The sequence below is a fragment of the Amycolatopsis sp. VC5-11 genome, from assembly GCF_037034185.1.
In the GTDB taxonomy this organism is placed as follows: Bacteria; Actinomycetota; Actinomycetes; order Mycobacteriales; family Pseudonocardiaceae; genus Amycolatopsis; species Amycolatopsis nivea.
Genome location: NZ_JBAGKF010000001.1, coordinates 121940 through 144976, shown reverse-complemented (window position 1 = coordinate 144976; position 23037 = coordinate 121940). Strand labels below are relative to the sequence as shown.

23 protein-coding genes are annotated in these 23037 nt (G+C 69.7%); 8 read left to right on the top strand and 15 right to left on the bottom strand.

Features of this window, described 5'->3' with window-relative positions:
- Positions 1 to 88: 88 nt before the first annotated feature.
- The 6 genes from WA670_RS00810 to WA670_RS00785 are packed head-to-tail and all read left to right on the top strand — an operon-like array spanning position 89 to position 6106.
- Positions 89 to 772 carry an HAD family hydrolase gene (locus WA670_RS00810; RefSeq protein WP_037808172.1) on the top strand — a complete coding sequence of 228 codons (684 nt, stop codon included), beginning with the start codon at positions 89 to 91 and terminating at the stop codon, positions 770 to 772.
- 3 nt (positions 773 to 775) lie between these two features.
- Positions 776 to 2461 (top strand): dihydroxyacetone kinase family protein, encoded by a 1686-nt coding sequence (locus WA670_RS00805; RefSeq protein WP_336156681.1) that lies wholly within the window; start codon positions 776 to 778, stop codon positions 2459 to 2461.
- The gene (locus WA670_RS00800) at positions 2461 to 2916 is read left to right on the top strand and encodes a ribose-5-phosphate isomerase (RefSeq protein ID WP_037808168.1); all 456 of its coding nucleotides are present in this window, start codon (positions 2461 to 2463) and stop codon (positions 2914 to 2916) included. The genes WA670_RS00805 and WA670_RS00800 overlap by 1 nt, the downstream gene beginning before the upstream one ends.
- A gap of 53 nt (positions 2917 to 2969) precedes the next feature.
- Positions 2970 to 4010, top strand: coding sequence for a 2-hydroxyacid dehydrogenase (locus WA670_RS00795; protein ID WP_336156680.1), 1041 nt, complete (start codon positions 2970 to 2972; stop codon positions 4008 to 4010).
- On the top strand, positions 4007 to 5455 hold the full coding sequence (locus tag WA670_RS00790; RefSeq protein WP_336156679.1) for an FGGY-family carbohydrate kinase: 1449 nt from the start codon (positions 4007 to 4009) through the stop codon (positions 5453 to 5455). The genes WA670_RS00795 and WA670_RS00790 overlap by 4 nt, the downstream gene beginning before the upstream one ends.
- Positions 5456 to 6106 carry a class II aldolase/adducin family protein gene (locus WA670_RS00785; RefSeq protein ID WP_336156678.1) on the top strand — a complete coding sequence of 217 codons (651 nt, stop codon included), beginning with the start codon at positions 5456 to 5458 and terminating at the stop codon, positions 6104 to 6106.
- A 16-nt stretch (positions 6107 to 6122) separates the two neighbouring features.
- On the opposite strand, the gene WA670_RS00780 is transcribed toward WA670_RS00785, so the two are convergent.
- The 12 genes from WA670_RS00780 to WA670_RS00725 form a co-directional block, all read right to left on the bottom strand.
- Positions 6123 to 6488 (bottom strand): hypothetical protein, encoded by a 366-nt coding sequence (locus tag WA670_RS00780; RefSeq protein ID WP_037808158.1) that lies wholly within the window; start codon positions 6486 to 6488, stop codon positions 6123 to 6125.
- A 16-nt stretch (positions 6489 to 6504) separates the two neighbouring features.
- Complete coding sequence (locus tag WA670_RS00775) at positions 6505 to 7065, bottom strand: TFIIB-type zinc ribbon-containing protein (protein WP_336156677.1); 561 nt, start codon at positions 7063 to 7065, stop codon at positions 6505 to 6507.
- A gap of 58 nt (positions 7066 to 7123) precedes the next feature.
- Positions 7124 to 8557: an MBOAT family O-acyltransferase gene (locus WA670_RS00770; RefSeq protein ID WP_037808156.1), complete on the bottom strand. Its 1434-nt coding sequence runs from the start codon at positions 8555 to 8557 to the stop codon at positions 7124 to 7126.
- Between the two features lie 574 nt (positions 8558 to 9131).
- Complete coding sequence (locus tag WA670_RS00765) at positions 9132 to 9803, bottom strand: TetR/AcrR family transcriptional regulator (RefSeq protein WP_336156676.1); 672 nt, start codon at positions 9801 to 9803, stop codon at positions 9132 to 9134.
- A 40-nt stretch (positions 9804 to 9843) separates the two neighbouring features.
- Entirely contained in the window at positions 9844 to 10800 is a 957-nt protein-coding gene (rlmB, locus tag WA670_RS00760; RefSeq protein WP_336156675.1) for a 23S rRNA (guanosine(2251)-2'-O)-methyltransferase RlmB, read from the bottom strand.
- Positions 10801 to 10830: 30 nt separating this feature from the next.
- Positions 10831 to 12216 (bottom strand): cysteine--tRNA ligase, encoded by a 1386-nt coding sequence (cysS, locus tag WA670_RS00755; protein WP_336156674.1) that lies wholly within the window; start codon positions 12214 to 12216, stop codon positions 10831 to 10833.
- Positions 12217 to 12260: 44 nt separating this feature from the next.
- A complete protein-coding gene (locus tag WA670_RS00750) occupies positions 12261 to 12947 on the bottom strand; it encodes an HAD family hydrolase (protein ID WP_043827186.1) in 687 nt (228 codons plus the stop codon).
- 55 nt (positions 12948 to 13002) lie between these two features.
- A complete protein-coding gene (locus WA670_RS00745; RefSeq protein ID WP_336156673.1) occupies positions 13003 to 14475 on the bottom strand; it encodes a hypothetical protein in 1473 nt (490 codons plus the stop codon).
- The gene (locus WA670_RS00740; RefSeq protein WP_336156672.1) at positions 14472 to 16469 is read right to left on the bottom strand and encodes a hypothetical protein; all 1998 of its coding nucleotides are present in this window, start codon (positions 16467 to 16469) and stop codon (positions 14472 to 14474) included. Before WA670_RS00740 ends, WA670_RS00745 begins: the two co-directional genes overlap by 4 nt.
- A 190-nt stretch (positions 16470 to 16659) precedes the next feature.
- Complete coding sequence (ispF, locus tag WA670_RS00735; protein WP_134728542.1) at positions 16660 to 17124, bottom strand: 2-C-methyl-D-erythritol 2,4-cyclodiphosphate synthase; 465 nt, start codon at positions 17122 to 17124, stop codon at positions 16660 to 16662.
- A gap of 5 nt (positions 17125 to 17129) precedes the next feature.
- The gene (locus tag WA670_RS00730) at positions 17130 to 17774 is read right to left on the bottom strand and encodes an IspD/TarI family cytidylyltransferase (protein WP_167754089.1); all 645 of its coding nucleotides are present in this window, start codon (positions 17772 to 17774) and stop codon (positions 17130 to 17132) included.
- A gap of 67 nt (positions 17775 to 17841) precedes the next feature.
- The gene (locus WA670_RS00725) at positions 17842 to 18333 is read right to left on the bottom strand and encodes a CarD family transcriptional regulator (RefSeq protein WP_009084200.1); all 492 of its coding nucleotides are present in this window, start codon (positions 18331 to 18333) and stop codon (positions 17842 to 17844) included.
- Between the two features lie 274 nt (positions 18334 to 18607).
- Here WA670_RS00725 and WA670_RS00720 point away from each other — a divergent pair, with 274 nt between their 5' ends.
- On the top strand, positions 18608 to 19279 hold the full coding sequence (locus tag WA670_RS00720) for a hypothetical protein (protein ID WP_037808136.1): 672 nt from the start codon (positions 18608 to 18610) through the stop codon (positions 19277 to 19279).
- A gap of 46 nt (positions 19280 to 19325) precedes the next feature.
- Positions 19326 to 20687, top strand: coding sequence for a DNA repair protein RadA (gene radA / locus WA670_RS00715; protein ID WP_037808135.1), 1362 nt, complete (start codon positions 19326 to 19328; stop codon positions 20685 to 20687).
- On the opposite strand, the gene WA670_RS00710 is transcribed toward radA, so the two are convergent.
- The 3 genes from WA670_RS00710 to WA670_RS00700 are packed head-to-tail and all read right to left on the bottom strand — an operon-like array spanning position 20688 to position 22957.
- On the bottom strand, positions 20688 to 21782 hold the full coding sequence (locus WA670_RS00710) for a hypothetical protein (protein WP_134728445.1): 1095 nt from the start codon (positions 21780 to 21782) through the stop codon (positions 20688 to 20690). It lies immediately after the preceding gene.
- On the bottom strand, positions 21779 to 22384 hold the full coding sequence (locus WA670_RS00705; protein ID WP_134728444.1) for an RNA polymerase sigma factor: 606 nt from the start codon (positions 22382 to 22384) through the stop codon (positions 21779 to 21781). The genes WA670_RS00710 and WA670_RS00705 overlap by 4 nt, the downstream gene beginning before the upstream one ends.
- Before the next feature lie 39 nt (positions 22385 to 22423).
- The gene (locus WA670_RS00700; protein ID WP_037808127.1) at positions 22424 to 22957 is read right to left on the bottom strand and encodes a hypothetical protein; all 534 of its coding nucleotides are present in this window, start codon (positions 22955 to 22957) and stop codon (positions 22424 to 22426) included.
- Positions 22958 to 23037 lie beyond the last annotated feature (80 nt).

Here is a 23037-nt window from a genome sequence, read left to right as displayed (position 1 = left end):
TGTGAACACCCTTGCGAACTTCTCATCTTCGCTGTTAACTTAACATTGCTCGTGTGAAGCGGGCTCGCTCTCTGAAGGGATCTGGTGGATGACTCTCGACGCGGTGGTGTTCGACCTCGACGGTGTCCTGGTGGAAAGTGAACACCTCTGGGAGGAGAACTGGGTCGCTTTCGCAGCTCGTCACCAGGTCGAGTGGACGGCGGAGGACACGGCCTCGGTGCAAGGCATGAGCGCGCCCGAATGGGCCGGCTATCTCGCCCGGCGGTGCGGGGTGCCGGACCAGGCGGACGAGGTGGAACGCGCGGTGGTCGACGGCATGATCGCCTCGATCGACGCGGGCGAAGCGCCGCTGCTTCCCGGTGCGGGTGCGATGGTGCGCGAGGTCAGCGAACGGGTCCCGGTCGCGCTCGCGTCGTCGGCGGCCCGCCGGGTGATCGACGCGGTGCTCGAAAAGCATCAGCTCACCGGCGAGTTCACCGCCACGGTGTCCAGCGCCGAGGTAGCGCGGGGCAAGCCGAATCCGGACGTGTACCTGGAGGCGGCGGCCCGGCTCGGCAAATCGGGCAGCGAATGCCTCGGGGTCGAGGACTCCAGCAACGGCATCCGGGCGGCGGCCGCGGCCGGGCTCACCGTGATCGCGCTGCCCAACCCGACGTACCCGCCGAAGCCGGACGCGCTGGAGCTGGCCAGCGCGGTGGCCGAGAGCAATGACGACGTCCGACTGAAGCTCCTGGCCTACCTGGCCGGCGAGCCGGTGGCTGCGAGGGACTGAACCATGACCACCTTGGGTTCCCCGGACACGTTCAAGCGGCAGTGGCTCGACGGGTTCGTCACCGCGTACGGCCGCACGGTCCAGAAGGTGCCGGACGCCTACGGCGTCGTCCGCCGCGAGGCCCCGGCGAGCTCGAAGGTCGCGGTCGTGATCGGCGGCGGATGCGGGCACTACCCGGCGTTCGCCGGTCTCGTCGGCCCTGGGCTGGCCGACGGCGCGGTCGTCGGCGACGTGTTCACGAGCCCGAGTGCCGAGCAGGTCTACCGCACGGCTCGGGCGGCGGACAACGGCGCCGGCGTGCTCTTCGGTTTCGGCAACTACCAAGGCGATGTGCTCCACTTCGGACTCGCCGCTCGCAGGCTTGCGGCGGAGGGCATCCCGAGCCGCACCATCCTGGTCACCGACGACATCGCGAGCGGCCCGGCGACCGAACCGGAGCGACGGCGTGGCGTGGCGGGCGATTTCCTCGTCTTCAAGATCGCCGGGGCGGCGGCGGAGCGCGGCTACAGCCTCGACGCGGTGTACGAGGTCGCGGCGAAGGCGAACGCTCGCACGCGGACGTTCGGCGTCGCGTTCGGCGGTTGCACGCTGCCCGGCGCGGACGCGCCCCTGTTCACGGTCGCGGACCAGGAAATGGAGCTGGGGCTCGGAATTCACGGCGAACCGGGCGTGCGCACGGTGGGCCGGTTGTCCGCGGCTGAACTGGCCGACGAATTGGTCGACGGCCTCCTGCCGGAGCTTCCGGAAGGGGACGGCCGCGTGGTCGTGCTGGTGAACGGGCTCGGCCGCACCAAATACGAGGAAATGTTCGTCACCTACACCCGCGTGCACGAACGGCTCGCCCAGGCCGGGCTCAGCCCGGTGCATTCCGAGGTCGGGGAGTTCGTCACCTCGCTCGACATGGCCGGGGTTTCGCTGTCGATCCTGGTGCTGGACGACGAATTGGCCGAGTTGTACGCCGCGCCGTGCGATACCCCGGGCTACCGCACCAGCGGTGCCGAGCTGACCGCGGTCGATCTTGAGTCCACAGTGGACGAATTGCTGACCGAGGAGGCTCCGGGGACCAGCGTGGTCGACCGGGTTCTCACCGCGGCGTTGCGCAGCATCGAGGAAAACGAAGCGGAACTGGGCAGGCTCGACGCGGTGGCCGCGGACGGGGACCACGGGCTCGGCATGACCCGCGGGATGCGCGCCGCCGTCGCTGCCGCGCGGCGCGAGCCGGACACGGTTTCCGGTGCGCTGCTGGCTGCCGGTACGGCGTTCGCCGATGCGGCTGGCGGTGCCTCGGGCGCGTTGTACGGCGTGCTGCTGGCGGAGACCGGTGCCGGTCTGCGCGGTGTCGATGCCGGGGACATCACCACGGCAATGCTCGCCGACGCGGTCGACGGTGCGGTGCGCGCGTTCTGCGAGCTGGGCAAGGCCGAACTGGGCGACAAGACAATGCTCGACGCGATCGAGCCGTTCCGGGCCACGCTGCGGGAGCAGGCGGGCTCGGAAGTAGTGCAAGCCTGGCGGAAAGCCGCGGGAGCCGCGGTCGTAGCCGCGCAGGAGACCGCGCACTTGCGTCCGGCGAAGGGGCGCGCTGCGCGGCTGGCGCAACGGAGCGAGGGTCATTCGGACCCGGGTGCGGTGTCGTTCTCGCTGCTGGTCACGGCAGTCGGCGAGGAGCTGGAAAGGAGCGCGGACTGATGCGCATCGTGGTAGCGGCGGACAACGCCGGGGTCGAACTGAAGAATCAGCTGCGCGACCTGCTGCAGGCCGACGAGCGAGTCGCCGAGGTGACCGACCTCGGCGTGCCCGACGCGGCGGACGACCGGGCGTACCCGTTGCTGGGGCTGGCCGCGGCGGAAGCGATTGCTCGCGGCGAGGCGGACCGCGGCGTCCTGGTGTGCGGCACCGGCATCGGCATGGCGATCTCGGCGAACAAGGTGCCCGGCGTGCGGGCGACGGTCGCGCACGATTCGTACTCCGCCGAGCGGTCGATCAAATCGAACGACTGCCAGGTGATCACCTTCGGAGCGCGCGCGATCGGCCCTGAGGTGGCGAAGAAGATCGTGGCCGAATGGGTCGGGTATCGCTTCGATCCCGCGTCGGCCAGCGCGACCAAGGTCGCGCACATCACCGAATACGAGAACGCCCACTGACCAAGGCGTCCGTCGTGGCGCACAATCGGCACAGAGCGAGTGAGGGAGCAGAGTTGCACATTCTCGCTGCGGGAGACCACTTCGTCAGCCCCGGCCTGCTGGCCGGAGCCGTCCGCGCGGAACTCGGCGGCGGCCACGAGGTCGCCGAGCTGACGCTGCCGTGGCCGGTCGAGCCGTTCGGGCCGGTCGGCAACGTGCTGGAGGCGAGCGGTACCGAGGACCAGGTGATCGAGGCACTCGCCGGTGCCGAGGCCGCCGTCACGCAGATGGCCCCGTTCACCAAGAAGGTCTTCGCCGCCGCGCCGGAGCTCAAGCTCGTTTCGGTGTGCCGCGGCGGGCCGGTGAACGTCGACCTCGTCGCCGCCACCGAGGCCGGAGTCGCCGTCACGTACGCGCCGGGACGCAACGCGGGCGCGGCGGCCGAGTTCGCGGTCGGCATGATCCTCGCCGCGATGCGGCGGATCTCGACCTCGTCGGCCGAACTGCTCGCCGGCACCTGGCGCGGCGACTACTACGCCTACGACCAGGCCGGACTCGAGCTGGGCGGCACCACGGTCGGGCTCGTCGGGTACGGCGCGATCGGGTCCCGGGTCACCAAGGTGCTCGTCGCGTTCGGGGCGAACGTCCTGGTAGCCGACCCCTATGCCGACCGTGCCGCGGTAGCAGCCGACGGCGCGCAGCTCGTCGAGCTTGACGAGCTGCTCCGGCAGAGCCGAGTCGTGAGCCTTCATGCGCGGCTCACCGAGGAAACCCGGCACCTGATCGACGCGAGCAAACTCGCTCTCCTGCCGGAGGGCGCGGTCCTCGTGAACACCGCTCGCGGTGGCCTGCTCGACTACGCGCCGCTGCCCAACGCCCTGCGTTCCGGACGGCTCGGAGCGCTCGCCCTCGACGTTTACGACGTCGAACCGCCGCCGGCGGACTGGGCGCTACGCGACGCGCCCAACGTCATCGCGACTCCGCATCTCGCCGGCGCGAGCAGGCAGACCGCCGAGCGAGCGGCAGCGATCGTCGCCGCGGAAGTCGGCCGGTACGCCCGCGGCGAGCAGCTGGCCAACCTCGCGAATCCCGAGGTACTGGAGCGGCGGCCGTGATTGTCGGGGTCGACATCGGGACGTCGCTCACCAAAGCCGTGGTGTTCGACGAGGACGGCAGCTCCATCGCGAGCGCGTGCACGCCGTCCGAGGTGCACCACCTGTCGGGCGGCCGGGTCGAGCAGGATCTCGACCAGGTCGTCGGCACGGTCGTGAAGGTGGTGCGCGAGGTCGCGGCCGCGCTGCCCGAGCCGGTGTCCGCGCTGGCCTTGACCGGACAGGGCGACGGGCTCTGGCTCCGCGACGAAGCAGGCGCCGCGGTGCACCCGGCCATCTCGTGGCTCGACGGCCGGGCGAACACGGTGCTCGCGAAATGGCAGGCCGACGGCGTGACCGCGGAAGTCTTCCGGCGCACCGGTTCCGGCATGTTCCCCGGCTGCACCGCGGCCATCATGTCCTATTTGGACACCCATGAACCCGAGGTGCTCGACCGTGCCGCCGTGGCCGGATACTGCGTGGACGCGGTGTTGCAGCGGCTCACCGGCGAGATCACAGTCGACGTTTCGGACGCGTCGCTGCCGTTCCTGAACCCGGCCACCCGCAGCTACGACGACGGTGCGATCGAGGCCTGCGGGCTGGGACATCGCCGGTCGTTGTTCGCGAAACCAGCTCCGGCGAAGTCGGTGTTCCGGCTCGACCGGCGCGGTGCCGCACTGCTCGGGTTGCCGGTCGGATTGCCAGTCACCGCAGGGCCGTTCGATCTGCCAGCCAGCGCGATCGGTGCTGGCGTACGGAAGCCGGGTGACGGCATCCTCACCGCCGGGACCACGCTCGCCTGTCAGGTACTCACCTCCGACCCGACGTTCGATCCCGAAGCGGAACCCGCGGGCATGTTCCTGTGCACGCCGGACGAGCACGAGTACCTGCACGCGATGCCCGCGATGGTCGGTACGGCAGGCATCGATTGGGCTTGCCAGTTGCTGGGCATCAGCGTCGAGGAAATCGACCCGTTGCTGGCGAACAGCAAGCCGGGCGCTCGCGGGGTGCGCGCATTGCCGTTCCTTTCGGTATCGGGGGAACGCGCGCCGTTCGTCGACGCCGGAGCACGCGCACAGTTCTCCGGGCTGAGCCTCGAAACCGGCCGGGCCGACCTGGTCCGGGCGCTGTGCGAGTCGATCGCTTACGCCGCAAGGCATTGCTTCGACGCCGCCGGGCTGTCGGGACAGCTCTACGCCTGCGGCGGAGGAGTCCGTTCGCCCGAATGGCTGCAGATCTTCGCTGATGTACTCGGCCGTCCGGTCGTGATCCCGAGCGATCCCGGCGTCGGCGCGCGCGGTGCCGTGCTCACCGCCGCGGACGCGCTCGGAACGCCGTACGATCGGGATCGCTGGGCCGCGCACGCGCGAACGGTCGAGGCCCGGCCCGAGAATGTGGCTGACTACGAGCGCGGTTACGCCGACTACCAGGCTTCCCTGTCTGCCGCGCGCGGACTGTGGAGGCTGTGAATGATCCTGGAGAACGAGCGTGCCGCGGTCTGCGAGTACGCCCGCCGCCTGACTGCGGACGGCTTGGTCGTCGGCACCTCAGGCAACGTGTCGGCGCGGGCGGGCGACCTGGTCGCGGTAACCCCGACCGGCGTTGACTACGCCGCCCTCACTCCCGCCGACATTCCCGTGGTGGACCTCGACGGCAAGATCGCCGACGGTGCGCTGAAGCCGACGAGCGAACTCCCGATGCACCTGGCCGTGTACACCCGCGCCACCGACCCGGAATCCGCCCCGGTGAACGCGGTCGTGCACACGCATTCGATGCACGCCACCGCAGTGTCCACTTTGGTCACTGAAGTCCCGCCGATCCACTACATGCTCGCGGCGATCGGCCCGACGGCTCGCGTAGCGCCGTACGCGACCTACGGCACCACCGAGCTTGCCGACGCGATGCTGCAAGCCCTGGACGACCGCCGAGGCTGCCTCCTGGCCAACCACGGCACGATCACCTATGGCGACTCGCTGGGGAGTGCGTACAGCCGGGCGCAGCAACTGGAATGGGTCTGCCAGGTGTGGCTGACGGCTCGATCCGCCGGTACTCCGGCTCTGTTGCCGCCAGCGGAAATCGAGCACGTGGTGGAAAAGCTCAAGGGATACGGCCAGCGATGACCAGCTAGGGCGCGGCTTACGGCAGCGGTACGAGCGCTCCCATGCCCGCTCGTACGAACTGGGTCGACAGGCGTTGCGGCAACGGATTCGGGTACAAAATGATCGACGCGAACGGCGACGGCGTGTACCCGGCCCCGCCGTTGCTCTGCAGGTGCACGCTGACGTGGACGTTGCGGTCAGCGGGAATCTCGAACGACACGGTGCCCCAGGAAACGACGTACTGGCGGCCGTCGATTCCCGCGATCGGGATGTACGCACCGGCGTGGAAGATGTGCGTGGAAATGTCGATCATGAGCAATCGCCGCGGACCGTCGTGCGGGTCGACGTACGGGATGACATTCGGGGTGGACGACAGGTCTGGCGGCTCGGTCGGGTCAGTCATCGGTCCGGGCCTTCCGTCAGGGCGATGAGCGAAGCTTACCCTCGACGGATCGGTCGTCGGGTGCCGAAGGCCGGAGAGTCGCGCGCATCCGGCCGATTCGGCGCAGGATCCGTTCGCGGTTCTTCGCGGCTTTCAGCCAGGTCGGAAGCGCGGCGAGCATCGTCATGAGGCGTAGACCCCCGCCGTCCGCGGGCAACTGCTGCTCCCGAATCCGAGCGGCGACATAGGCTTCGAGGTAGTCCAGGTGTCGTTCGTTGTAGGCCCACAGCACATGTCCGTCGAAGTCGGCTTGCAGCCACAACGGGTGCTGCAGGAAAGGATCGCGCGCGTTCCCCAGCGGAGCCGGCGCGAGCTGAACGGAGTTTCGCGCGTCCTGAGTGTGACCGCAACGGCCGCACACTAGCCGTCTCGGGGCGAACAGGATCCTCTCAGTCGGCGGCGCGCCTGGTACCACGACGACTTTCGCGCAGCGCTCACAACGGGGGCAACGAACCAGCACCTCGTCAGCGGTGAAATCCCCTATCCACAGCTGTTGGTCGCGAAACCGCTCCCCGCCGTTGCTGGCTGCCGACCTCATGCGGGAAGCCTGACGTTCACCTGTCCGGGACGTCAACCGGAATAAAGCGGCTCCGCGATCAGAACTGGTAGTACAGGAACGGGCTGAACGTCCCCGTAGCCACCAAGATCGCCGCGTAAACCAGGCCCACCGTCATGACCCCGATGCGCAGTGCGGTCGCTCCGCGGCTTCGGGACGATTCCAGCAGCGGGCCGGTCACCGGATGCGCCGGGAGGATGAACACGATCAGTGCCAGCAGCAGGATCACCAGCCGCTGGTTCGTCAGCGCGCTTTCCACGACGTCGCCGAGGCCGCCGAAATCCGGGATCAGCATGTGGCCGATCATCGACAGCGCGTGGCCCAGATCGGCTGAGCGGAAGAAGACCCAGCCGAACACGACCAGGATCAGGGTCAGCACTCGGCGGGCGATGCGGGCGACCGGGCTGGCGGGAGCGTCGCCGAGGTGGAAGCGGCGTTCGATGACCAGAAGTGCGCCGTGGTAGCAGCCCCAGATCAGGAACGTCCATTGCGCGCCGTGCCAGAAACCGGTCAGCACGAAGACGATCGACAGGTTCCGGTACGTCTTTCCGGCGCCCGAACGGTTGCCGCCCAGCGGGATGTAGACGTAGTCGCGGAACCAGCGGGACAGCGACATGTGCCAGCGGCGCCAGAACTCCGTGATCGTCACCGACGAGTACGGGCGCGCGAAGTTTTCCGGCAACCGGAAGCCGAGCATGCGGCCGAGGCCGATCGCCATGTCCGAGTAACCCGAGAAGTCGAAGAACAGCTGCAGGGTGTAGCCGATCGCGCCGAGCCAGGCCGTCGTGAAGGTCATCTGGTTCGCGGGGGTCGAGAAGCAGGCTTCGACCATCGGGCTGAGCGAGTCGGCGATGATCGACTTCTTGCACAGGCCCAGCGCGAACCTCGGGAAACCCGCGGCGATGTCGTCCAGCCGGTGCGAACGCCGTTGCGGAAGCTGGTCGGCGATCTCCCGGTAGCGCACGATGGGACCCGCCACCAACTGCGGGAACATCGCGATGTACGCGGCGAACGACACCGGGTTGCGCAGCGCGTGCCGCTCGCCGCGGTAGATGTCCACCACGTACGAGATGTGGTGGAAGGTGTAGAAGGAAATGCCGATCGGCACCACGATGTTCGCGACGCCCAGGTCGCCGCCGAACCAGTGCGCGACGGCGGCGATCTGCTGCGTCGCGAAACCGGCGTACTTCCAGATGACGAGCACGAGGACGTCGAGCGTGATGACGCCGATCAGGATCCGCTTCCGGCGCGTGCCGCGGACGTCCCACGGGCTCGGCTCCAGCGCGGGTCCGGCCAGGAAGTTCACGGCCATGCAGAGCAGCAGCAGGAACAGGTACGGGCCGGCGCCGATCGTGTAGAACAGCAGGCTCGCGACCGCGACGATGCCGTTGCGCCAACTGCGCGGGCACACCAGGACCGCGATCAGCACCGCGGGCATGAAGTACCACAAGAACAGCGGCGAAACGAACGACATCGGTGACGGACCCCCTCGGTTCCGGAGGAGACCTTAGCCCGAGCGGGTGGCTTCGCGGGGCGATGCCCGACGGATCACAGCACGAATCACCGAGGGTGACGGATTTGGGGGGATTTCGCCCTTCGCGACGGGGAAGTGGGCGGGTGGTGGAGCTGCGTCGCGGCTGGGGCGGGAGTGTCATGGGGCGGGCGGTAGGCCGGGGGCGGCTGGGTGGAAGGGCGGTGGGTGCGCGAGAGGGCAGGGCGGGGTGGGGTTGGTGCGGGAGAGCGGTGGGCGTGCGACGGGGTAACGCGGGGCCGTGGGCGCGCGGGCAGTGCGCGGGGCGGTGATTGGTGCGCGGTCGCGAGAGTGGTGAGCGTGCGATGTGGGGGCGGCGGAGCGGGATGTTGATGGGCGCGCGATGGCAGTGCGCGGGCGGCGGTTGGGGCGGCGCGGAGCGCGAAGGTGATGGACCCACGACACGGCAGCGCGACGGCAGCCGGGGCCCCGGAGCGGACGAGCGCTGGCCGTGAAGATGCGCGACCACCGAGAGCGGAAGCAGCCCAAGAGAGCCGCGCTAGCGAAGCGTCCAGGCTCAGTCGGTGATCCGGTCCAACCACTCACCCATCAACGCCTTCTCCGCCGCACTCAACCCCGACACCTGCGGCAACACCGCCCGCAAAGCCGTAGCCGCGGCAGCCGGGCCAGGTGCACGGGACACCGGCCGGTCCGTGGTGATCGCTGCGATCACCGCTTCCCGGGCTGCGGCCGATACCGCGAGGTCGCGAGAATCCGCAGGCGTCGAGATCAGGCTCAACGTCGCCCCCGAGCCGGCGGCGTGGATCAAGGCCGCCGCAAGTGGTTCCGACACCCGGAGTCGTCCGGCTGAAGCGATGCGGCTGACGCGCGTCGCGAGGATCTCCAGGGACTTCTCCAGCGCGGGCGAACGACCGGACCGGGTGGTCATCAGCCGGTACAGCGCGGGGTTGGCCAGACCGAACTCCAGGTGCTGATCCCAGCCCCGCCGCAGGTCGTCCAGTGGGTCCTCGGCGGGCGGCTCGGCGGTTTTCGCCTCCAGGTAATCCTCGTAGCCCTGGACGGTGATGGCGTCGAGCAGGCCGTCCTTGTCGCCGAACAGTCGATAAATCGTCGGAGGCTGGACGCCTGCCGCCGAGCTCACGGCACGGGTCGACACCGCGTCCGGGCCGTCGCTGGTCAGCAGGCCCAGTGCGGCCGTGATGATGCGGGCGCGGGCGTCGTCGGGCATGTTATCGACGATAACAGTCCGACGATTCCAGCGAAAAAACTCAGACGCGTCCGGCGATCCGGCGACGGCGGGCGACCTCGGCCAGCAGCACCCCGGCGGCGACCGAGGCGTTCAGCGATTCCACGCCGGCCGCCATCGGGATCGAGACGGTCGCGTCGCAGGTTTCGCGGACCAGCCGGGACAGGCCGCGGCCTTCCGAGCCCAGGACGACGACCAGCGGGTCCGCGGCCAGTTCGAGGGCGTCGATGTCGACTGTGCCGTCGGCGTCGAGACCGACGATCATCAGGCCCTTCGAAGCCCACGAGCGCAGCTGGCGCGTGAGGTTCGTGGCGACCGCGATCGGCAGCTTCGCCGCGGTACCAGCACTCGTGCGCCACGCGACCGCGGTCATTCCGGCGCTGCGGCGTTCCGGCAGCAGCACGCCCTGCGCGCCGAACGCCGCGGCGGAACGGATCACCGCGCCGAGGTTGCGCGGGTCGGTGACGCCGTCGAGCGCGACGAACAGCGGGGTGTTGCCCGAGTCGCGCGCAGCCTCCATCAGGTCGTCCGGGTGTGCGTACTCGAACGGCGGCACCTGCAGGCCGAGGCCCTGGTGCATGGCCCGGTTGGTCTTGCGGTCCAGTTCCTCGCGCGGGATCTCCAGAATGGAGATGCCCTTGTCGCCGGCCAGCCGGACGGCCTCGTTGACCCGGTCGTCGATGTCGATGTTGAGCGCGACGTACAGCGCCGTGCCCGGCACGTCCGCGCGCAGCGCCTCGACGACCGGGTTGCGGCCGGCGATCAGCTCCGGGCGGTCGGCCTTCTTCTGCCGGGCCTGGTCGCGCTTATTGGCGGCGTTGGCAGCGCGGTACGCCTTGTGCCCGGGCCGGTCCTCAGCCCTCGGCGTCGGGCCCTTGCCCTCGAGCGCCTTGCGCCGCTGGCCGCCCGAACCGACGACGGCGCCCTTCTTGGTGCCGGTCTTGCGGATGGCACCTTTGCGCTGTGAGTTGCCTGCCATGAATCCTCAATCTCTGCTGCCGCGAGGAGGTCAGGAGTTCCTGACCGTCCATTGCGGACCGTTCGGGGTGTCTTCCACCGCGATCCCCGCCGCCACGAGACGGTCGCGGGCGGCGTCCGCGCGGGCGAAGTCCTTCGCCGCACGGGCCTCCTGGCGTTCGGCCAGCAGGGCTTCCACGAGCGTGCCCAGCGCGTCGCGGACGGGAGTGTCCGAGCCGCCGTCCGCCCAGTCCGGCGACAGCGGGTCGATGCCGAGCACGGCGGTCATCCCGCGGACCGTGCCGGCCAATTCGAGTGCCTTCGTGGTGTCGCCTCCGTCGAGGGCGGCGTTACCGTCACGGACCGTGTTGTGCACCACGGCGAACGCGGCGGGCGTCGCCAGGTCGTCGTCCATCGCCGCGGCGAATTCCGGGGAGACCGGGCCGACGTCCACCGAACCGGCCGACTCCGCCCGGCGCAGGAACGCTTCGATCCGCTTGTAACCCTGCGCGGCTTCGGTCACCGCGCCTTCGGAGTACTCGACGGTGGACCGGTAGTGCGGCTGCACCAGGTAGTAGCGCAGTTCGGGTGCGCGGTAGCGCTCCAGCATCGCCGGGATCGCGACCGTGTTGCCCAGCGACTTCGACATCTTCTCGCCGGACATGGTCACCCACGCGTTGTGCAGCCAGTAGCGGGCGAACCCGTCGCCCGCCGCGTTCGACTGCGCGCGTTCGTTCTCGTGGTGCGGGAACACCAGGTCGACGCCGCCGCCGTGGATGTCGAACTCGGCGCCGAGGTAGTTGGTCGCCATCGCCGAGCACTCCAGGTGCCAGCCGGGACGCCCCTCGCCCCACGGCGTCGGCCACGACGGCTCGCCCGGCTTCGCGCTCTTCCACAGCGTGAAGTCGCGCGAATCACGCTTGCCGCGGGTCGGCGTCTCGCCCTGCTGGACCTCGTCGAGCTGCTGTCCCGACAGCGTGCCGTACTCGGGGAACGACTTCACCGAGAAGTACACGTCGCCGTCGACGGCGTACGCGTGCCCGGCTTCGATCAGCCGCTCCATCAGCTGGACCATCTGCGTGACGTGCCCGGTCGCGCGCGGCGTGACCGACGGCGGAAGGCAGCCGAGATCCTCGTACGCCTTCTCGAACGCCCGCTCGTGCGTCGCCGCCCATTCCCACCACGGCCGTCCGGCGTCGGCGGCCTTGGCGAGGATCTTGTCGTCGATGTCGGTGACGTTGCGGACCAGCAGCACGTCCAGTCCACTGTGGAGCAGCCAGCGGCGGAGCACGTCGTAGTTCAGCATGCCGCGGACGTGCCCGATATGCGGTACTCCCTGCACGGTGGCCCCACACACGTAGATCGACGCCGTTCCGCTGCGGACGGGAGAGAACTCCCGGGGGGCACGGGTCGCGGTGTCGTACAGGTGCAAAGCCACGAGGTAAAGGGTACCGGGGGCACTGTGGGAGACGTCGCAGGACGTCAGAGCACGCCGTGCTCCCGCAGCACGCCCAGCAGCGCGTCCGGCCGCTGCGCCGTGGGCAGCGGGTCGACCAGGGCGAACCGGCAGCCCAGCGCACGGGCGCCGCCGTCGGCCTCCTCGCTGTCGCCGACCATCAGCGTCTCCTCGGCGCGCACGCCGAGCCGCTCGATCGCCGACTGGAAGATCTCCGGCTCCGGCTTCACCGCTCCGACCTCGAAGGACAGGGTGAACTCGGCGACGTGCGCGTCCCAGCCGCGCTGGCCGAACGCGGGCCGGATGTCGAACGCGATGTTGCTCAGCACGCCCGCCTTGCGCCCGCTGCTCGCGACCGCCTTGAGCGCGGCCTCGGTGTCCGGGTACGGCGTCCACTGGTCCGGGGCGATGAGCTGGGCGTACAGCGCCTCGGCCTGGTCGCGCCGGGGCACGCCGGACAGCCGCAGCACCTCGAGGTACACCTTCCGGTGCAGCTCCGGGTCGCGGTCGCGGTTGTGCCAGGCGTACAGGTGCTCCTCGTCGAGTTCGACGGACTGCTCGACCGGCGCGGTCATCCGCCGCATCAGCTCGGTCTGCGCTTCGACGTCGAGCGCCTCGCCGTCGTCGTCGCGCACGTCCTCGAGCCAGCCGTCCTGCTGCTCAAGCCGGAAAAGAGTGCCGGAGAAGTCGAACAACACCGCGTTGATGGCCACGCACCAACCCTATCGGGCGATCCGGGTGCGCCGCCGCCCGTTTGTGGTGCCCGGCTCACGCCGCCGGGACGTAAAGCTCCACGAACTCCGGCGTCGCGTCGAGCCGGACGCGCAAGATCGGCACCGCCTTGTTCACCGGGTCGCCGCGGTCGTCGAACGAGATCATGCCGCTCGCTCCCGGGACCGCGGACTGCCCGTGCAGCCGGTTCCTCGCCTGCAGCACGTCCTGCGCGGTGACCTGCTCCGGAGACACCCGCGGGATGCCGCGGATGGCCCAGATCACGGTCAGCACCGCGTCGTGCGCCAGGATCGCGATGCCGTCGTCCAGCCGTTCCCTCGGGAAGACCGCGGTGAAGCAACCGGAGCATCCGGGTTCCTCGAAGCTCGCGACGGCCGCCTTGTTGAACGACTCCGGATGGTCGCGCCAGGCCTGCGGATGCGCGAGCCCCGGCGCGAGCACGGTGACGTTCGCCTGGAGGCCGCGGCGCATCTCCGGGCCGGGCGGGCCGACCTGGGCGAGGTCGCCGGTCAGCACGGTGAGGTGTTTCTCGAGGCAGGGCCGCTGGGCGAGCTGCGCGACGAACGACTTCAGGTGGTCCTCGCGGCCGGCGAAGTACACGACGTCCGGGTTGTCGCCGCAGATGTTCGGCATCATCTGCAGGAACGTGTTCTCGATCCCGGGCAGGCTGGAGTCGTAGGACTCGGTGCGCCCGACGATCCGGTGCGTGGCGTCGGCGAACGTCTTGGTGAAGGCAGTGGCCAGCGTCTTCGGGTACAGGTCGCCCGGGTTCTGGTCCTGCACGACGGTCGCGGTGTGTGCGGTCGGCTTCACGTAGCCCGCCATCGAACTGCCGTAGGTCGAGCTGGTCGGGGACACCCGCAGGAACCCGGGGATCTGCGAAAACTCATCGGCGGCCAGGTGCGAGGCGACGACCGGGACGCGGTGATCGGACAGCTTCTGGATGGCGCTGCGCGCGGTGTCGAGGCTCAGCCCAATGCCGGTCACGCCCACGATCCGGTCGGCTCCGGTCCGGCCGATCAGGTCGTCGACCACCGGCTCCCACTGTTTGAGCTGGCTGCCGGGGTTGGCCAGCAGCAGCCGGACGAGCGGCACGCTGCCCCACGACTGCGTTTTGTTGGCCCGGTGCTGGGCGACATACGCCCCTTCGAGCTGATGCCGCACCCATTCGCGGGAAAGAATGTCGTGGTCGGTGAGCGTCATCGGCAGGAGCACCGCGATGGTCACGTACGGCTTCCCGGAACCGACGGTTTCGGTATTTTCCTGATGAATTCTGTTTTCCACATCAGCGAGGTCGGGAGAAAACACGAATTCGCCGTCAGTCGTGCCGATGCATTCGGAATTCTCACCGCGTTCCTCGACGCCGGCGCCGCACGTGCGGTTCGCCTCGCTGATCGCCGGGACGACGACGAACGCGGCGACGACGATGACCACGACCAGCAGCACCGCGCCGCCGCCCCAGAGCCACTTCGCCCACGCCGGCCGCGGCGGTTTGATCCGTTGCGTCATCGGTAGCGCTCCGCTCGCTCGTGCAACAGCATCGATCCTCGTCCCCGGCCTTGGGCCAGATGGTGGAATCCGCTTTCGATGGTGGCGTTGAGGGTGCCGCCCGGATCGCCGAGCGGATCGCGCGCCAGCCACAGCGAAACGACCAGCCACGCCACGGTCGTCTCCAGTTCGCCTTCCCACTCGCCGACGCGCTGCTGCACCTGGGTGTAGGGATCCGCGTTCTCCACCAGCCGGTTGGGCGCGGCGGTGATCGTGTCCAGTTCGGCCAGCCACGCTTCCGCGGTCGGCACGTCGAACTCGGCGTGCGGCGCGCTGAGCGGTTTGCACAGATGCGTCACCACCGCGTCGACCTTCTCGAGCGCCAGGTCGTGGTAGCGAGCGGCGGCGACGCGGCCGTTCTTCTCGTAGAAATCGCGGCAGCGCGTGTGCACCTTTTCCCAGCTCAACGGGTGATCGTCGGCGCGCGTCGCCAGCTTCCGCAGCAGCAACCGGCGCAGCCACGGGTGCAGGACGTAGCGCGACGGGTCGTCCGGATCCGCGCGCAGCCACAGCTGATCGGCGAGCTGCTTGAACAGCGGTCCCTCGCCCATCGGATTGCGCAGATCGAGAATTTCCTTGTGGAACAGCATTTCCACGTCGACCGCGGCGCTCGCGGTGACGAGTTCCTGGCGGCTCGCGGTGGAAAAGTCCTGCAGCAGGTAGTCGCACATCTGCGCGAGCAAAGTGGACTCGCTGCCGTCGTCCAGGGTTACCTTGGTGTACAAGGATTCCCGCAGCGTGTTCGGATTGCCCGGCTCGTAGCGCGCGGCGAGCGACTGCAGCACCTCGCGCACCGCGCCGGGGTGTCCGTCGGTGAGCCGGGACAGGAACCGCGGCAGCCGCGACGTCGGGTGCACGTCGTGCGCGGCGGCGACATCGACGACGTCGCCGCTGGAAAGCGTGCCGAGTTCCAGCAGGTACCAGGGGGACCAGCGGTTGTCCGGCTGACCGGGGATCCAATCGGTTTCGACGTGCGCGGGCAGCCGCGGCACCGGCCAGTCGAGCCCGCTGGTCCGGTGCTCCGGGTTGCGCCGGATCTCCCGGTCGCTGCCCGGATGCGCGGTGACCATCGACCAGCTTTCGCTCCAGTCCGGATTCCACGTCCGGCTCGTCGCGATCACCACCAGCGGATCGGCCTCGTCCGGCGTGTGCCTGCGCGCCTCGGCGAGCGCGCGCAGGAAGTCCTGTCCGCCCTTCGTGTGCGCGTTGTCCAGCAATACCAGGCAATTCATCGTCCGGCGGGTGCCGGAGATGCCGGAGTAGGCGCGGCGCAGGTCGGCGAGGAAGGCGTCGCAGATGATCGCGTCGACCGCGGCCCGGTCCTCGTCGTCGCCGTGCGCGTGCTTGGCGATTTCGATCAGGAAGTCCTGGTGGTTGCCGTGCCCGGTCGGCATGGCCTTGACCTTGCCCATCAGCCGTCGCCGGTCGTACCAGCTGAGCCCGCGCAGCAGCAGTTCGGTCGCCTCGTTCCAACCGGGAAGGCTGTTGCCCGACGTGACGCCGCCGACGAGCTTCACGACGTCCACGATCGCGTCGCGATTGCGTTCCAGCGGCTGGTTTTTCGCGATCAGATCCCGGAGTTTGCGCAGTGCGGCCCGGCGGTCGCCGAGTTCGACCGGAGCGCTGAGCACGAGCATGCACAGCCACAGCCGGGGAAACGCGATACGGCCGAATTGCCGCCATTGCCGACCGAGATCAAACGCCAAGTGGCCCAGCAGTTCCCGCGGCTGGATCTGCTCCCAGTCGCGCCGCTCGAAATCGACGAGCGCGTGCGGGATGTCCTCGCACCGGGTGCGCAATTCCTCCAGCAGCGCCGACTTCCCCGCGCCGCGCACGCCGAGCGCGACCGCGATCGGCAGCGGTCTGCTCTGCCCTCCCGGACGGGACAGCAGTTCCTCGACCAGCCTCCCGGTGATCGAACGTACTCCGGACAATCGATGCGCATCGACGGGCATCGTCCCCCTTTGGCCGGGCGGCCCCGCTCCCTGCCGCCGCAAACGTCGCGGAATAACTATAATGAGCCGCGGGTACCCGCGCAGAAGTTAGCGGAGATCGGCGAAGATCGTTTTCCGATCACCGGGTGGTTAGCGCTGGTCAGGTATCGCGAAGAATGGAATATTACGATTCCGGGTGAGCGAATTTAACTCAGCCGCGGATCAGCAGCGCGGTCGCGACCGCCGCGATGCCCTCGCCGCGTCCAGTGAGCCCGAGCCCGTCCGACGTGGTCCCGGAAACGCTCACCGGTCCGCCGATCGCGTCGCTCAGCACCTGCTGCGCCTCGTCGCGCCGCTTCCCGATCCGCGGGTGGTTGCCGATGACCTGCACGGTCGCGTTGGAGACCTGCCAGCCTTCCGCCTGCAGCAGGGCACGCACCTCGACGAGCATGTCGGTGCCGTGCGCGCCGTCCATCCGCGGATCGCCGGTGCCGAATACCGCCCCGAGATCGCCGAGGCCAGCCGCGGACAGCAGGGCGTCGCACAGGGCGTGTGCCGCGACGTCGCCGTCCGAGTGGCCCGCGCAGCCGTCGACGCCCGGCCACCGCAGACCGGCCATCCAGCATTCGCGGCCCGGCTCGACCGGATGGACGTCGACGCCGTTGCCTACCCGCAGATCGGTCACAGGGGATCCTCCCGGTCCCCGCCGGCGACGAGCGCCTCGGCGAGGGTGAGTTCGAAGGCGCTCGCGACGCGCATCGCGTCCGGATCGCCGGGGACGGTGGCCGCGCCCGCGGTGTCGGCGAGACCGGGGTCAGCGGAATCGGCGAGTGCGGAACGGAAAGCGGAAAGGGAAAAACCAACCGGGGTTTGCGCACTGCGAAGACCGTCGCGATCGACGGTGGCGGTGACAATTCCGGATTCGTCGGTGGTTTTCACCGTGTCGGACATCGGCAGCACCGGAACCGCGACGGGCGCGCCGTCCCGGACCGCGGCCAGCACGCGCTGGACCGTCCGTTGTGGAGTGAACGCCCGCAGCGCGTCGTGCACCAGCACGACGGCGCCGGAGGCAAGCAGCGGCTCGACGGCGGCGAACGCCTGCCGGAGCGAGGAACCGGGAACGACCCGGCATTCGAGGCCGCGCAATGCCTCGGAAAACGACTTCGCACACCGCTCGGGGGCTGCGGCGACCACCAGATCGACTTCCGGTGTGCCGAGCAGCCCCCGCACGGTGTGCGTGAGTAGTGCTGCACCGCCGACCGCCGCGAGCGCGAACTCAGGATCGGCCGGACGGTGCGCGACAGTCACGAACGCGACGCTGTGCACCTGTGGGTTCATCAGGTCGTGATCGTAGGGAACCGGTTGCCTCGGCGGCGAACCGGAGGACCCGGGGTCAGACCGTCGCGGTCTCTAGCACCTCGTCGAGGAGCGTTTCCGCCTTGCCCTCGTCGGTGCCCTCCGCGAGCGCGAGCTCGCTGACCAGGATTTGCCGTGCTTTCGCCAGCATGCGTTTCTCGCCGGCTGAAAGTCCGCGGTCCTTTTCTCGCCGCCAGAGGTCGCGCACCACTTCGGCCACCTTGTTCACATCGCCGGAGGCGAGCTTCTCCAGGTTGGCCTTGTACCGACGAGACCAGTTCGTGGGCTCTTCGGTGTGCGGAGCACGCAGAACATCGAAGACCTTGTCCAGTCCTTCTTGCCCGACGACATCGCGCACGCCGACGATCTCGGCGTTGTCCGCGGGCACGCGAACCGTAAGATCCCCTTGCGCGACTTTGAGGACGAGGTACTTCTTTTCCTCGCCCTTGATCACGCGGGTCTCGATCGCTTCGATGAGTGCGGCACCGTGGTGCGGGTAGACGACGGTCTCTCCGACCTTGAAAACCATGTGTCCTCTGCCCCTTTCGCTAACTCCATCCTATCACGGCCCGTCGGCGGCCACCTAGCGGCCCGGGATCGTCGTCGCAGGTCAGCGGCCTGAGCAGGGCTTGACAAACCGGTTTTCGCCGTGCTCATGCAGGTGAGCCGACAGCGCCCCGACCGGCGCTGTGGGATCCTTTGTGGACAGTCGATCGGCCGGGAACGCACACCGGTTCCGCGCGCGGAGAACCGCCCGGCTAGTCTTCGGGAAGGACGAGGCCGTGAAAGGGAAGGACTCTGACGTGAGGCTGCAGAATCGCCGCGTGCTCGGCGCAGGCGTGTCGGCGCTCGGCGCCGCACTCGTGCTCGCCGGTTGCGGAGCCGGTCAGATCACTCAGACCGACACCCAGCAGCCCGCCGTCAACGGCACCTACGCCCAGGTGAAGACGATCGTGCTACGCAACGCCGCGGTGCAGTACCCGGCGCAGGGCCCCGGCTACGCGGCCGGTTCGCCCGCCCCGCTCACGCTCACCGTGATCAACCAGGGCCAGAAGGACGACAAGCTCGTCTCGGTGACCTCCGAGGGCGCTTCCGGCCCCGCGCAGATCTCCGGGGACACGGCGATCGTCGCCGGCCACTCGCTCGTGATCGGCCCGGCCGACGCGGTCGAGCAGGGCGCCCCGCCGCAGTCGGAGTCGGCGAACAGCACGCCCGCCTCCGAGCTGAACCAGCCGGCCAGCGGCGCGCCCAGCTCCGCCCCGAGCAGCTCGGCTCCCAACTCGGCGTCCAACGCGCCGCAGACGGGCGAGAGCGGCGGCGCGGCGAGCCAGCTCGGCTCCGGCAAGGTCGTGCTGCCGGGCCTCAAGCAGCCGCTGTGGCCGGGCGCGACGATCAAGGTCACCTTCACCTTCCAGAACGCCGGCCCGATCGTGGTCGAGCTGCCGGTCGCGGCACCCGCGCACGCGGGCTCCTGACCGCGTCGCCGCGAGTTTTGTCGGTGTCCGCCGATAGCCTCGCGGAGTGGTGAAGAAGACCAGCACCGTCCACCGGTGCGCGGAATGCGGGTACGAAACGGCGAAGTGGGTCGGTCGCTGCCCGGAATGCCAGGCGTGGGGCACGCTCGAGGAGCGCGGCTCCGCGAAACCGGCGATCGCGCGGGTGGCCGCAGGAGCACCGAGCGCGCCCGCGAGGCCGATCGCCGAGGTCGACGTCGAGGCGGCCAGGGCGAAGGCCACCGGTGTGCCGGAGCTGGACCGGGTGCTCGGCGGCGGGCTCGTGCCCGGCGCGGTCGCGCTGCTGGCCGGTGAACCCGGGGTCGGCAAATCCACGCTGCTGCTCGAAGTCGCGTATCAATGGGCGGTCACGGCGGGGCGTTCGCTGTACGTCACCGGCGAGGAATCCGCGGGACAGGTCCGGCTGCGCGCCGAGCGCACCGGCAACGTGCACGGTGAGATGTTCCTCGCGGCGGAGAGCGACCTGTCCGCGATCCTCGGGCACGTCGACGCGGTGAAGCCCGGCGTGCTGATCGTCGATTCGGTCCAGACCATGGCATCGCCGCAGGTCGAGGGCTCGCCGGGCGGGGTGACGCAGGTCCGCGCGGTCACCTCCGGACTCGTCGCGCTCGCCAAGGAACGCGGGCTGCCGGTCTTGCTCGTGGGACATGTCACGAAGGACGGTTCGGTCGCCGGTCCGCGCGTGCTCGAGCACCTGGTGGACGTGGTGCTGCAATTCGAGGGCGACAAGCATTCCACGCTGCGGATGGTGCGCGGCATCAAGAACCGGTTCGGCGCGGCGGACGAGATCGGCTGTTTCGAGCTCACCGAGGGCGGCATTGTCGGAGTGCCGGACCCGTCCGGTCTGTTCCTGAGCCGGACCGCGGAAGCGGTGCCGGGCACCGCGGTCACGGTCGCGGTCGAGGGGAAGCGGCCGCTGCTGGGCGAGGTGCAGGCGCTGGTGTCGAGCAGCGGCATGCCGCAGCCGCGACGTGCCGTGAGCGGCCTCGATTCGGCACGGGTCGCCATGGTGCTCGCCGTGATGGAGAAGCGCGGCCGGCTGAAACTGGGCGACAAGGACGTCTACGTCGCGACGGTCGGCGGCATGAAGATCACCGAGCCCGCCATCGACCTGGCGCTGGTGCTCGCGCTGACCTCGTCGCTGCACGACGTGGCCCTGTCCCCCCGGCTGGTCGCGGTGGGCGAGGTCGGGCTGGCGGGCGAGATCCGGCGGGTGCCGAACGTCGGGCGCCGGCTGGCCGAGGCGGCCCGGCTCGGCTTCACGCACGCGTTGGTGCCGCCGGATTCCGGCAAGCTCCCGGACGGCATCCGGGTGCTGGAGGTGCCCGACGTGGCGAGCGCGCTCAACGCGGCGAACCACGCGAAATGATCAGTCTCCCGCCCGGTCGGTGGTCTCGGAGGAGAACTGCGCGGAGCTGACCAGAGTGCCGGGCGCGAACCTGGTGACGGAGCTCGCGGAGAGCACCTGGAGGTCGGTCAGCTGAAGCCGGGTCCGGTTGAGCGAGACGAGCACTCGGTACGGGCCGGCGAGCACCGCGTATTGCACGAAGTCCGGAGCGTCCTGCACCAACTGGAATCCGAGCACCGGGTTGTCCATCGCTTTCAGGAAGGCGCCCCGCAGCTCGCGCGACGCGTACCCGGAAGCGAGGACGTTCAGGACCATCCCGGTCGCCGACGGATAGGTGATGGGGCTGGGGTCCTTCGGAGCGCCGTAGTTCAACGGCTGCGGCAGCGGCCCGTCGCCCGCCGGCGACAACTCCGGAGGGATGCGGTCCTTCAGGAGGCGATTGGTCAGCTGGTTCGGGTCGGTCGGCAGGCCCGCGACGAAGTCCGGGGTCGGCTGGGACCAGCCCAGCTGAGTGCTGGCGGCCGCGTCTCCGGGGAAGCGGGCGTCGCGCGTGAACCGCCCGCCGGGCGCGGACTCCTCGGCCTGGGACGGTCCGGGCAGTTTCGCGCTGTCCCGGGGATCCCCGCCGAGCAACGTCGGCGGCTCGGCGCGGGTCCAGCGTCGTTTCCACACTCCGGACGGATCGGCCGGGATCCACAGGTCCACCTGTTCCGGGACCCTGAACACACTGCTCCCGCTCACCAGCACGGTGCGGCTGTACTTGGTCACGACGTGGGTGAACGGCGCGCCCGCTTCGCGACGGTCCGCCGGGGCGGCCGGGCCGGCGGGAGCCAGTGTCGTCGGCGCGGTGGCGAGTTCCCGGACCACGACCACGCCGCCGGTGACGAGCGCGACCGCAGCGGCCACGGCGATCCACCGCCACGCGCCGGAGCGCTTTTTCCGTTGCGGGACAACCGGTTCGGCCGATTCGCTCACTGCCGCGGCGGCCCGCATCATGCTCGCGCGGGCCCGGTCGAGTTCGGTGCGGTCGGGGGCTGTCTCGTGCGGGTGCAGCGCGGCGAGGGCCTCGTCGAGTTCGGCATCGGACCACAGATGCCGCACGGTGTCGTCGTTCACTGGTCTTTCGCCTCCTCGCGGGTCGACGCGCCTGCGTTGGTGCGCAGCCATCTGCGGATCCGGTGCAGCCTCGAACGGACGGTGCCCGGCGGGATGCCGAGCGCCTCGGCGACTTCGACCGGTTCCAGCCCGGCCCACGAGACCAGCAGCAGCGTGTCGCGGTCGGCGACGCTCAGCTTCGCGAGCGCGCCCGCCAGCTGTGCCGCGCGGGCCTGTGCGTCCACCTGCTCGGCGACCCTGGTGTCGTGTCCGCCGTGGCCGCGGTCGCCGGAATTGGCGAGTCGCGCGGTGGCTCGCAGCGCCCGGGTTTCGCTGCGGACGTGGTGGCGCAGCAGGTTCGTCGCGATCCCGTACAGCCACGAGCGCGCGGTGCCCAGCTCTGGTCGGTACGACTCCCGGCGGCGCAGCGCGACGAGGAACGTCTCGGCGACGAGATCGTGCGCGGCATCCGGGCCGACGCGGCGCGCGAGGTAGCGGTGCATGGTCGCCGCGTGCGCGTCGAACAGCCGCCCGAAGGCCGGGGCGGGATCGGGTCCGCCCAGGTCGGGGCGGTCCTGCGGGCCGGTCGACACCGGCTCGGGACCGTCGTGGGTCACCTGCATACCCACTCTTGCCCGCGGCGCGGGCGAGCGTTCACGGCCTCACCAGATGGGATGGTCGCTGAACTTCTCCAGCGTGCTCACCGACGGCCGGACGAACCAGAGCCCGGCGCTGTAGCCGATCAGGCCGATGGCGAAATTCGCGAAGGTCGCGAGCAGTTCGGGCAAGCCGAGCTTGCCGTGGTTGCCCCAGAGATCCACCAGCGCGGACACCCCGAGCGCGATCAGGCAGCTGATCGACAGCACGGTGAAACAGGCGGTCAGCGTCGCGCGCGTGCCGCGGGCCCTGGCGGTCACCAGGTAGTCGCCTTGCAGGCAGCGGCGCGCGGACAGGACGACCACGGCGATGGCGAGCACGGACAGCATCGGCAGCAGCAGCGCGGCGAGACCGAGCAGTCCGCGCGGCAGGCTGTGCCCGTGCAGCGGACGGTTCACGAGCGCGGTGATGCCGAAAACGAGCAGCGTGCCGATCGCCAGCGAAACCCCGATGACCACGGACGCGACGCGCACCCGGGCGGCGAACAACGGCGGCAGCGGGGCGTACTCCGCGGACTGCTGCCCGTAGTACTGCTTCACCGCATCACCTCCGCGCCGGCAACCCGAACGAACGTGCAAATGCTCGTGAAGACCACCTTAACGGAATGCGATTCCGGCAA